Raw genomic sequence first — 12,221 nt, forward strand, 5'->3', positions numbered from 1 at the left:
CGAACGCTCAGGTCAACCAAGCCGTTCCGATGACACTGCTGGGGCCCGGCGTCACGCGACGCCGCGGCCAGCCGCGCGCGTAGCCTGTGCGGTAAAATACGCGCTTACGGTTAATGGAACGTTAACATGACATGTTAATAACATATTTATTGCGATGCACCCCCGCATAACGGGATCGCGTGCCAAACGAAAAACGCGGCGCCGAGGGCGCCGCGTTTGCCGATGAACTGGAGAGGATGAAGCCTCAGCTCGCCGCTGCCGTCGTCACCGTGTCGCGCTGGCGCTTCATGACGATCTTGTTCAGCGCGCCGAGATAGGCCTTGGCGGATGCCACCAGCGTATCCGGATCCGCTGCGCGCGCCGTCATGGAACGGCCGTCATGGGACAGCCGCACCGAGACTTCGGCCTGCGCGTCAGTGCCTTCGGTGACGGCGTGGACCTGGTACAGCTCCAGCTTGGCCTCGTGCGGTACCAGGCGCTTGATGCAGTTGAACACCGCATCGACAGGACCGTTGCCCTCGGCCTCCTCGATCTTGATCTGGCCGTCCACGTCGAGCTTCATGGTCGCGCGCTGCGGGCCATGGGTGCCGGCGATCACGGTCAGCGAAGTCAGCTTGATGCGGTCGTGCGACGCCGCCATCTCCTCGTCGACCAGCGCCTCGATGTCCTCGTCGTAGATGTCCTTCTTGCGGTCGGCGAGCGCCTTCATCCGCGTGAACGCATCTTCCAGCTGGTTCGGGCCGAGCTTGTAGCCCATCTCCTCCAGCTTGTGCACGAAAGCGTGGCGGCCGGAATGCTTGCCCAGCACCAGCGAGGACTGCTTCAGGCCGACCATCTCGGGCCGCATGATCTCGTAGGTGGAGGCGTCCTTCAGCACGCCGTCCTGGTGGATGCCGCTCTCATGCGCGAAGGCGTTACGGCCGACGATCGCCTTGTTGTACTGCACCGGGAACGAGGTCGCCGCCGATACCACCTTCGAGGCGCGGGTGAGCTGCGTCGTGTCGATCTTGTTCCAGTACGGGAATTTGTCGTTGCGCACGTTGATCGCCATCACGATCTCTTCCAGCGCGGCGTTGCCGGCGCGCTCGCCGATGCCGTTGATGGTGCACTCGACCTGGCGCGCGCCACCGATGACGCCGGCCAGCGAGTTCGCCACGGCCATGCCGAGGTCGTTATGGCAGTGCACGGAGAACACGGCCTTGTCCGAATTCGGCACGCGCTCGATCAGCGTCTTCATGAACTGAGTGTATTCGTCGGGCGTGGTGTAGCCGACGGTGTCGGGGATGTTCACCGTGGTGGCGCCGGCCTTGATGACGGCCTCCACGATGCGGCACAGATAGTCCATCTCGCTGCGGGTGCCGTCCTCGGCCGACCATTCGACGTCGTCGATCTGGTTGCGGGCGCGTGCGACCATCGCGACCGAGGTCTCGAGCACCTGCTCCGGGGTCTTGTTCAGCTTCACCCGCATATGCAGCGGCGAGGTCGCGATCACGGTGTGGACGCGGCCGCGCTTGGCGAATTTCACCGCTTCGGCGCAGCGGTCGATATCGGCCGGGTGCGCGCGGGACAGGCCGGCGATCACGGCATTCTTGGAGCGGCGGGCGATCTCGCTGACAGCCTGGAAGTCGCCTTCGGAGGTGATCGGGAAGCCGGCCTCGATGACGTCGACGCCCATATCGTCCAGCATCTCGGCGACCTCGAGCTTCTCCTCGAAGGTCATGGTGGCGCCGGGGCACTGCTCGCCGTCGCGCAGCGTGGTGTCGAAAATGATGACGCGGTCCTTGTCGGACTTGTTCACGGGGGCCATTGCAAAATTCCTTTATGAGCTTTTTGCGCCGTCAGTCTGCTGGGCGCTTGAGGTGTCCGGTGATCTTGACCAACCCCTGAGCGCCCAGGCGCATGGCGCCCAGCCGGCCCTCAGGGGCAAGTAAGAAGAAGGCCGCCAATCAGGAGGGTGGGCAGCAGCGCGGCCGGGATCGTGGCGGCGGCCAGAGCCACCTCCCCCGAAATCCCATCGATTTGGCCGCGAATCAGCATTGCCAGACCCTTTTGAGCCCTCAAATCCTCGGTCAAAACCGTTGACGGTTGGTTGCCGGGAGGCTCGATGCGCCGTTTCTAGACGAGAAATGGCTGCAACCGCAACGCCAAAAGATGGTCAGTAGAGGTGACCTAATCACACGCGACTGCCGCCGGTGTCGTCCAGTTCGCAGACCGCGCCGACCTCCCCTTCTTAAACCTGAACCGGCGTTGCGAGCAGGGGCTGGGCCTGATGGGTAGTCGCAAGGTAGGTGCCTGCAGCATCCTGACCGACCACGAAGTCAGCGGCGGTGTATTGTCCGAGCAATGCGAGCGTTGCCGTATGGACGCCATCCGAGAGGGTCAACGTGCCCCCACTGTGGTCCGCATTCGTCACATAGCTTGGATGCATGTGAACATCATAAGCCATGTCATCGAGATTGATCTTGTTCCCGACCTGGAAGCCGGAAATCGTTCCCGAGAATGCCGATGATTGAGCCAGTTCAAGTCTTGCGATTGGCGCTCCGAAGGTCACGTTGTGCATCGAGCCGCCCGCAGCGAGATGCACGACACCATACGCGTTAATGGTGGTGTCACTGGCCGTACCGCCGCTGTAAATGTCCTGCTCGCCATGATCGACGGTCGTGTTGGCGACGGTACCACCGACATACTGCACCCCGCCAGAAATCCTCGTGCCGGTGGCGGAGCCCCACACAATCTGAGAGCCGCCGTTGATCGTCGTGTCGATGGCGGTTCCCCAATCGATCTGAACATTGCCGGCATTCACCGTCGTGCCGATGGCAATGCCGTCGGCGTAGATGTTCTGCCGCCCGGAGTTGATGGTCGTGTTGGTGACGCGGCCATAGACGTACTGGAAGCCGCCGCTATCGACCGTCGTCTGATCGGCCGTACCGTACACCGATTGGCTGCCACCGTGCACCGCGGTGCTACTCGCACTGGCGCCGCCATAAATGGTTTGGTTGCCGAAATTGATGGTCGTGCTGGCAGCCGTGCCGCCGACATACTGCGCGCCGCCGGAATAAATGGTCGTACTGGCGCTGGAGCCCCACACGAATTGCGTGCCACTGTAGATCGTCGTATTGTTGGCAGCGCCCCAAACGACCTGGGTGCCGCGGATCACTGCACCGTCGGCCAGGCCGCCGGCATAGACATTCTGTTGCGCGCCGTTCGCGATCCCCCAACCGCTGGAGAGCCCGTAGACGTACTGTCGAAGACCGTCGCCGAGCACCGCTCCGTTGCCCCAGGACGCCGTGTAAACGTATTGAGACAGGCCGGGATTACCGGCCGCATCGTAAGCATAGACGGCTGGACTGTTGCTGAACACCGACACCGGCACACCGCTGATGCTCCAGTGTCCGTTCGCATCGGCCGTGGTCGTCACGCTCCACATAGTTGGATTCGACGCAAAGGGAAACGTCATGTCAGCGAGCGTGATCGTTCGGCCGGCGTCAGCAAGGTCGATCGTGCCGCTCACCGTGGCGGTTCCGCCGGCACCACGGACAATGGACGTGATGGCGAGGACCGGCGGGACCGTATCGACGACAAAGGTCAGCGGATCGCTTGCGGCGCTCCGGTTGCCGACCAGATCAGTGGCAACGGCGGTGTAGGAATAGCTGCCATCGGCAAGGTGACCGATGTTGACGCTCCAATTGCCGTTTTTATCCGCCGTCGTCACGTAGGACGGCGTCGCCGATCCGTTGAGATAGATGTTGAGGGTGCTTTCCGCTTCCGCGGTGCCGCTCAGCGCCTGCGCCGCCGTGTCATGGGCCGCGTTGACGATACCGCCAACGACGGATGCATTGGCGATCACCGGCGCAGCGGGCGGCATCGTATCCCAGACAAAGACCTGCGCCTTGATTGCGGTGCCGCTGGTGTCGCCCAGCGTACCGCCGTCATCCTGCCAGGTCACCGCAAAACCGCCGTTGCCGAGTGCGGTGATTTTCGGAACGGTTTGGTTGCCGGCCGTCTGGGTATTGATGAGAAAATTACCGCCAAGTTTACTGCCGTCAGCTGCGAATACCTGCGCTTGGATGTCGGTGCCGTTATCCCATGCGACGACGAAGTCGCCGTTGCTCAAGCCGGTGACGGTGGGAGAAGAATGAGATCCACCGCCTGCGAATTGGAATTCCCCGCCGATCTTGGTACCGTCGCTGTTGAACACCTGCACCCCGACGAGGAAGGCGTTGTCCTGCCAAGTGACGACAAAGCCGCCATTGGCGAGGCCGGTAATCGTCGGAACGACTTGATTGCCGTCCGTATACTTGTCGACGAGGAATTCCGAACCAACCTTGCTGCCATCGGCGGCGAAGACCTGCGCCTTGATGCTGGTGCCGCTGGCGTCGCCGAGGGTGCCGCTCAGATCCTGCCAGGTGACAACGAAGCCGCCGTTCCCAAGACCGGTGACCGTCGGAACGGTCTGGTTGTTCGCCGTCTGCGTGTCGACCAGAAATTCCGAACCAACCTTGCTGCCATCGGCGGCAAAGACCTGTGCCTTGATGCTGGTGCCGCTGGCGTCGCCGAGGGTGCCGCTTAGGTCTTGCCAGGTGACGACGAAGCCGCCGTTGCTCAAGCCCGTAACCGTTGGGAACTGCTGGTAGCTTGCCGTCTGAGTGTCGACCAAAAATTCTGACCCGACCTTGCTGCCGTCAGTGGCGAAGAGCTGCGCCTTGATGCTGGTGCTGCTGCTATCCCCAAGCGTCCCGCTGAAGTCCTGCCAGGTGACGACGAAGCCACCATTGCCGAGGCCGGCGACGGTCGGCGAGACCTGGTGACTGGCCGTCTGCGTATCGACCAGGAATTCGGAACCGATTTTGCTACCGTCGGCCGCAAAAATCTGCGCCTTGATGCTGAACCCGTTGGCGTCTCCGAGCGTGCCGCTGAAGTCCTGCCAAGTGACGACAAAGTCGCCATTCCCGAGACCGGCGATGGCCGGAGACGATTGACTGCTTAGGGTCTGCGTATTGACCAGGAATTCAGAACTGACTTTCACTACGGGGATTGCCATGCGTCAGAGCTCCGCTGCCGATATATACGACTGTTCAGACCTACCAAAGGTAGCGTTACACATAACAACACCTGCAGATCGTTATGTGACAATCGATCGCGGGAGTGGCCTAAATCGAAACTCGAGTTGCCCGGTTTGATCCGGGCAACTCAGCAATTGCAGCCGGCTGCTCTCTCGGCCTCAGGCATGCAGCGCCGGCTCAAATTCCGACTTTAGGAAAATTTACCTCGTAAATTATGTTGCATAATGATATGTCTGTTACATGAAGGCCAGACAGCTCTCGCCTGACGGATGGATCAGGGCGGGCGAGGCACATCGACGCGCTTCTGATCCCGCGCATGCGGGCCTCAGATGCGCCAATTGCGCATCGTAGTTCGCGCTTCGGAATGAGAAGAGAGATGGAGTTAGTCGTCCGCGTCAGCGGGACGATATGCGGGAAGACTGTCCCCGGGTTACGCTTCGCTCCATCCAGGCTACGACGATTGCCGCTATCCCGCGCGGCGGGCGCGGGCCCTGCTCTCCCAGCGGTCCAGCATCTGGCCGAGTTCGCCGGTGGCGACGGGGGCAGCCTCGTTGGTGTTGGCAGGTGCGGCGGCGCGGAGCCAGCCCGGCTCGGTATATTCGCGCCAGCGGCGCGCCTCCGCCCGTCGCTTGCGGGAGGCGAGATCGCGGGTGAAATAGCCGGCGGCGAACGCGATGGCGAGCGCAATGACCAGTGCAACAACGGCTAACACAATGAACTCCGGCTGATACCCCGGAAACGTTCTGCCATCATCGTGCGTGAGGTCAAGGCTTGACACGTCCCAAAAACCGCACCGGTCAACAGCAAGAAGCCCGACGGCAGGCCCGAACGACTAGACCGGGACGAATTGCCGCTCCTGCCCTCGCCTCGCCGCAATGCCGCCGCGTTCCAGCCTTCGCAAGCCTGCCATCGCGCGGAGGATGCGTACCTGCCCCTCGCAACCGGCCGCGGACCGGACTAACCTCCGCCCGCTCGGCCGGATCAACCGGCCAGCCGAACATAACCGGGAGGACGCGATGAAACGCCCAGAGCAGCGTGACCAGGATGCTGCGCTTTCACGACGAACACTCGTGCGGGGACTTGCGCTCGGCGCTGCGGCGACCGTAGCCGGCCCCGCGCTGGCCCAGACCGGACCTGCCGCACCGCCAACAACGATCACCACCCCGCCGCGCGATTTCGGCCCCAACGGCGCGCCGACGACCTATTTCTGGGACCCCGACATCATCGCCGTCGATCCCTCCTTCAACGATCTGGCGCAGCCCAACACCGCGATCAAGCGCCTCTACACCGGCCTGTTATGGGCCGAAGGCCCGGCCTGGAGCGCGCAGGGCCGGTATCTGTTGTGGAGCGACATCCCCAACAACCGGCAGATGCGCTGGACCGAGGACGACGGCCGCGTCAGCGTGTTCCGCACGCCCTCCAACAATTCCAACGGCAATTCGTTCGACTTCCAGGGTCGCCAGCTCTCCTGCGAACACCTGACCCGGCGGGTGACGCGCTACGAGCACGATGGCACAGCCACGGTGCTCGCGGATTCCTATCAAGGCAAACGCCTGAACTCGCCGAATGACGTCGCCGCGCATCCCGACGGCAGCTACTGGTTCACCGACCCGCCCTATGGCGGCCAGCTCTATGAAGGCGAGCCCGACGTCGCGGGCGGCCCGAGCAATGCAGGCGGCAAGCTCAATCCGCGGATCGGACAGCCGGCCGGCTTCGTGCCGGGCAAGCGCGAGCTGCCGACCAACTGCTATCGCATCGATCCCTCGGGCCGCATCGACCTCGTCGTCACCGAGGACCAGGTGCCCGATCCCAACGGCCTGTGCTTCTCACCCGACTACAAGAAACTCTACGTCGCCTCGACCGGCAAGGGACCGGGCGACACCGGACCCGGCGGCAAGGGCGAGATCTTCGTGTTCGACGTCGGCGCCGACAACAAGCTCTCCAACCTCAAGAAGTTCAGCGACTGCGTGATCGACGGTGTGAAGTGCGGGCCCGACGGCGTGCGCTGCGACGTCAACGGCAATGTCTGGTCCTCCAGCAACGCCGGGCGCGCCGTCGGCTATAGCGGCGTGACGGTGTGGTCGCCCGAAGGCAAGCTGCTCGGCCGCATCCGCCTGCCGGAAGTCTGCGGCAACGTCTGCTTCGGCGGTCCCAAGCGCAACCGCCTGTTCATGGCCGCGAGCCAGTCGCTCTACGCGGTGTATACGGCGACGCAAGGTGCCGGCCCAGGCTGACGCGGGACGAGCCGGATCACGACACGGCGCCGGCGTGCCTCGCCGGCGCCGAATGATGCTGTATTGCTCGTTTGAAGCGACCCAGCATTATCCCCATTCGTGATGATGCATCTCATGCGGCTTCACGCCCAGCAGGTCGATGGTCTCGGAGCCGACCTGCAACAGGGTTCCGCCATGATGGTCAGATGATTTCGTGACGTGAACGTCGTTCGAAAACTGCAGTTTGTCCTGTTTGGGATCGAAGTCGGTGATGACCGCGGTGTTGTGCTTACCTACGAGAACACCAAGGTCGAATTCGAATGTGTCGGCACCGGCACCTCCGGTCATGGTCATGCGGCCGCCCGCGGCGACCAGCGTGTCATCCAGATCTCCGCCAGTCAGGGTATCCCTGCCGGGAGATCCGACCACAAGCTGCGCCATGCCTGCTGCAGCCTCTTCTCCGGTCGGGTCTACGCCGCCCAGCGTACCGCTGTGCCGCTCGGTGGCGACGAAGGCATCGCTCTGCATCGCAGTGGTATCGGTGTCGCGCAGAATGAGGTCCGACAGCGTGGTGTTCTTTATCTCATTCAGGGTCTGCTTATCGAAGCCCTGGTTCTCGAAGTAGTAGCGATCGCCGTCGCGCAAAGCGGCGAACTGGTCGGCGATGATTATGCCGAAGGTGGGCCCGATGACGGCTCCTGGCGCATGATCCTCAGCCAATCCACCGGCCCACAAATCGACGGCATCGATCGCACCATAGGCTTTCTCGAACGCTGCTGCCGTCGCCGGATCAGAGCTGAGCTGATCGAAGCTGGTGTAAGGCGCAAGCCCCAGCGCCTCCCGGGTTTGGTTCAATGTACCCAGCCCAAGATCATGGCCGCGTTGGATATTGATCGCTGCCAGATCCATGCCGTCCGGAGGATCGAACAGGAGGTTTCGCAAGCCATCGACAATGTGAGCGTCCAGCGGGTTGGCCAGGTCCCCCGCCAGATGCCGCAGCAGGCCATCCGCACCAGTCGCCTTGAAAGTCGCCGTGTCTTCGAAGAACGATTGCGCCAGCGTCTGCTCAGACGTAAAGGCACCCAGATTGCTGGTCGCACTGATCTCGTCGGAGACGATGGAGTGACCGAAGCGAAAGGCCGCACCGGCAAACTCTTCGGTGATCCGCGCATCCGCCGTGCGATCATAGCCGTTGTACGGCTTGATGGCGTCCTCGCCCAACAAATGCGGCAGGAACTCGTTGTAGGTGATGTTGACCATCTCGGCCGTGGTGATGGCCTTGGCCGTCTCGTATAGCTTGTCGCCGCTCCAGTTCGGATGGTCCTCGTGCAGTCGATCGACCTGGTAATTGTGCTCGCGCACAAACAAGACTTGCAAGGCGGTCAGGTCGGGATTCTCCTGCGCCCGTACGTCACCGGCCGCAAAGACGTTGCCGTGCTCGGTCTCGACGATCGGGAGATTGTCTCCCGCCGACACCTTCATATGGCCGTCGGCCGTTCGCAGGCTCGCTGCGGTGGCCGCGTCGGAACCGTAGATCTGCGATCCGTCCAGCCAACCCGTCACCGTATTGATCGCGGCTGCCGGATGCCCGGTGACCCCCGTCGCAGGATCGATCGCCACCCGCGTCAACGGGATCATGCTGCCGGGCGGCAGAAACTCATCATCAGCCGGGACCTTGATCGAGATATCATCCGTGCCTGTGCCCTCCTTCTGCAGATCCAGATCGTGATCGATGAACTGGCCCCACGCATACATCATGCCTGACAGCGCGACGCCGGCGTCATCCACCAGATGCGGGCCTTCCTCGTCATCGCCAATATCCGTCTGCGCCACGACAATGTTGCTGATCTCGCGCGGATTCGGACCTGGCGTCATTTCATTGACCCCATCGACGAAATTTGCCGGCCCCAGCCGAGCAAAGTCGGTGTCGGCCTGGTTCAAGGTGGGATCCGCACGATTGTTGTTGGAGCCGTCGATGCTGCGGAATCTAAGCGCCATGGTTTACCCTCCCCGTAGAGTGTCCGCCCCAGCGCCTGCTCCATTGGCCGCTTGCGGCATGACGCTTTTGTGATTCTTTATGACGCTCGCATGATCGTTGAGTGACGACATTCGATATACGACAGAATTGCACCTCTAGCGGCGAAGCGGCAATCTTGGCCTGAACGATCGTGCCGAACAGGCGATGTTGCGCACATCGGCGCAGCACTATCCAAGGAACAAGCCATGCGCGTTGTGATCTGCGGCGGCGGCGTGATCGGGGCCTGCACCGCTTATTTTCTCAGTCGCCGCGGCATCGACGTCGTCGTGGTCGAACGGACCGAGGTCGCAGCCGCCGCCTCCGGCAAGGCCGGCGGCTTTCTGGCGCGTGACTGGTGCGCTGGCTCGCCGCTCGACGCACTCGCGCGGCGGAGCTTTGCGCTTCACGCGCAGCTGGCGGAGGAGATCGCCGGCGATTGGGGCTATCGCCCGATGACCGCGTATAGCGGCTTTGTTGCTTCCGACGGCGATCCGCGCCGGAATGCGCCATCCGCGCTCGGCTGGCTCGCCAACGGCGTCGTCATCGCGCAGCGCATCGGTACGACGCAGACGACCGCGATCGTTCATCCCCGCAAATTTACCTCGGCTGTGATGAACGCGGCAGTCGCTCAAGGCGCCGAGCTTCGCGTTGGCCGCATCACGGGCATCGTGCGCGACGCGAATGGCACGACCGCGAAGGGTGTCGAGGTCGAAGGCAGTCTCGTTGAGGCGGACGCTGTCGTGATCGCGATGGGACCATGGTCATTGCTCGCCGCGCAATGGATGCGCCTGCCCGCCGTCTATGGCCAGCGCAGCCCGAGCATCGTGTACGACATCGGCCCCGACGTGCCGGCCGATGCGTTGTTCCTGGAGTATGACGAGGATGGCAGCGCCGTGTCGATCGAGGTCTTTCCACGCGCCGACGGCAGCACGCATATCACCGCACTCTCGGACATCGCGCCGCTGCCGCTCGATCCGGCGGCCGTGACGCCGGACGTCGATGCGATCGCGCGCCTGCAAATCATGTGCGAACGGCTGTCGCCATTGTTTCGTCCAGAAAAGATCATCGCGCGGCAGGCCTGCTTCCGACCGGTGACTGAGGATGGCCTGCCGTTGATCGGCAAGGTGCCGCAGAGCGAAGGCCTCTATGTCGCGACCGGGCACAATGTCTGGGGCATCCTCAATGCGCCCGCCACCGGCGAAGCGCTGGCGCAGCTGATCGCCAAGGATGCGGCGCGTGTAGACTTGTCGCCATTCGATGCGGCCCGATTGAGGCCGCTCAATCCATCGTTGCTGCAAGCGCGCTGAACCGGCATCGCTGCTCGTCTTGTAGGCTACCGCACGCTCCAAGGCTTCGACGCCAAGGCTTCGACGCTCACGCATGCCCGCCGACAGAATCTGCATGCCTGCGCGCGTCATGGGTGTCTCGCACCTATCCTGCCCGCAATTTGCGCAGCGCTAGACTTTAGTCCGTCTCTACCAATCCTGAACGCGGTTTCACTTGCCGAGAATGCCGTCGCCGTTATAGTTGCGACATAATGGCTCACAAGAGGCCTGTTCAAAGGGAGAGAACAACATGAAAAAACGACTCTCTGTTGCATTGCGAATAGCGCTCGGTGCGGCCGCGACAGGCGCGATGATGGCAGCGTCAGGCGCGGCACTTGCAGCCGATCCCCTCAGGATCGGCGTGATCGCGGAAGCGCAGGCGATCGCCGGCGCCTCCATTCCACAGGCCGCGCAGCTTGCCGCCGACGAGATCAACGCCAATGGCGGCGTCGACGGCCGCAAGATCGAGATCATCTCTTACGACAATCACTCCTCCTCGGCGGATTCAGTGCGTGCGTTCCAACGCGCGGTGAACGAGGACAAGGTCAACGCGGTCATCGCCAGCTATATCAGCGAGGTCGTGCTGGCGCTGGAGCCCTGGGCCTCTCGGCTGAAGACGCCGTTCGTCACGCCGGGCGCCGCCTCCAACGAGATCAGCAAGAGCGTCCACGCCGATTACGAGAAGAACAAATACACCTTCCACGGCTATCTGACATCCGCCGCGCTGGCGCTCTCGGTCTGCGACGGCGCCAAGGACCTGCTCGTCGACAGGATGCACATGAAGACCGCGGTCATCATGAGCGAGGACGCCGCCTGGACCAAACCGCTCGACGTCGGCTACGAGGAATGCCTGCCCAAGATCGGGCTGAAGGTGCTCGACCACATCCGCTTCTCGCCCGATACGACCGACTTCACGCCGATCTTCAACAAGATCGAGGGCTCCAAGCCCGATGTGATCATCACCGGCATCTCCCATGTGGGCGTGCAGCCGACGGTGCAGTGGAAGAACCAACAGGTGCCGATCCCGATGTTCGGCATCTCCTCGCAGGCAACCAACGAGACCTTCGGCAAGGACACCAACCAGGCGGCCGAAGGCGTGCTCTATCAGGGCGTCTCCGGGCCCGGCGTCGCGGTGACGCCGAAATCGGTGCCGTTCGCGGAGAACTTCAAGAAGAAGTTCGGCAATTATCCCTCCTATGCCGGCTACACCGCCTATGACGAGGTCTACTACATCGCCGACGCGGTGAAGCGCGCCGGCTCGAGCGACGCCGACAAGCTCGTCGCCGCGCTCGAGAAGACCGACTGGGAAGGCACGATCGGCCGCGTCCAGTTCTACGGCAAGGACGATCCGTTCACCCACTCGATCAAATATGGCAAGGGCCTGATCACCGGGCTGATGCTGCAATGGCAGGACGGCAAGCAGAGCGCGGTCTGGCCCAAGGACGTCGCCAAGGTCGACGTCAAGTTCCCGAGCTTCATCAAGCTCAGCAACTAGCCCGTCTTATTCGTAAGAGTGCGCCTGAGGGGTAAAGCGCTGATGCGGCGTAGGATTCGGTTGCGAAGCCAACCCCATCACCTCCAACCGCGAACGCCACGCCCGCCA

7 protein-coding genes are annotated in these 12,221 nt (G+C 62.7%); 3 read left to right on the forward strand and 4 right to left on the reverse strand.

What is annotated here, in order from left to right; translation table 11 throughout:
* Positions 1 to 244 precede the first annotated feature (244 nt).
* The 3 genes from QJT78_RS43625 to QJT78_RS43635 all read right to left on the reverse strand — a co-directional run bounded on the left by QJT78_RS43625 (position 245) and on the right by QJT78_RS43635 (position 5,775).
* Entirely contained in the window at positions 245 to 1,807 is a 1,563-nt protein-coding gene (locus QJT78_RS43625; RefSeq protein ID WP_038944920.1) for a 2-isopropylmalate synthase, read from the reverse strand.
* 423 nt (positions 1,808 to 2,230) lie between these two features.
* Complete coding sequence (locus QJT78_RS43630) at positions 2,231 to 5,041, reverse strand: Ig-like domain-containing protein (RefSeq protein WP_080586768.1); 2,811 nt, start codon at positions 5,039 to 5,041, stop codon at positions 2,231 to 2,233.
* Between the two features lie 488 nt (positions 5,042 to 5,529).
* Positions 5,530 to 5,775, reverse strand: a complete 246-nt coding sequence (locus QJT78_RS43635; RefSeq protein ID WP_028152088.1) for a hypothetical protein — start codon at positions 5,773 to 5,775, stop codon at positions 5,530 to 5,532.
* Between the two features lie 304 nt (positions 5,776 to 6,079).
* Between QJT78_RS43635 and QJT78_RS43640 the strand changes: the two genes are divergently transcribed.
* The gene (locus QJT78_RS43640; protein ID WP_028152087.1) at positions 6,080 to 7,297 is read left to right on the forward strand and encodes an SMP-30/gluconolactonase/LRE family protein; all 1,218 of its coding nucleotides are present in this window, start codon (positions 6,080 to 6,082) and stop codon (positions 7,295 to 7,297) included.
* Positions 7,298 to 7,384: 87 nt separating this feature from the next.
* Here QJT78_RS43640 and QJT78_RS43645 read toward each other — a convergent pair whose 3' ends face one another.
* Complete coding sequence (locus QJT78_RS43645) at positions 7,385 to 9,274, reverse strand: peroxidase family protein (protein ID WP_049807949.1); 1,890 nt, start codon at positions 9,272 to 9,274, stop codon at positions 7,385 to 7,387.
* Between the two features lie 225 nt (positions 9,275 to 9,499).
* On the opposite strand from QJT78_RS43645, the gene QJT78_RS43650 reads away from it, so the two are divergent.
* Positions 9,500 to 10,600, forward strand: a complete 1,101-nt coding sequence (locus QJT78_RS43650) for an FAD-dependent oxidoreductase (protein ID WP_028152086.1) — start codon at positions 9,500 to 9,502, stop codon at positions 10,598 to 10,600.
* Between the two features lie 328 nt (positions 10,601 to 10,928).
* On the forward strand, positions 10,929 to 12,113 hold the full coding sequence (locus tag QJT78_RS43655; RefSeq protein ID WP_240537749.1) for an ABC transporter substrate-binding protein: 1,185 nt from the start codon (positions 10,929 to 10,931) through the stop codon (positions 12,111 to 12,113).
* Positions 12,114 to 12,221: the final 108 nt, after the last annotated feature.

The sequence above is a fragment of the Bradyrhizobium sp. Mp27 genome, assembly GCF_029953005.1.
Taxonomy (GTDB): Bacteria; Pseudomonadota; Alphaproteobacteria; order Rhizobiales; family Xanthobacteraceae; genus Bradyrhizobium; species Bradyrhizobium barranii.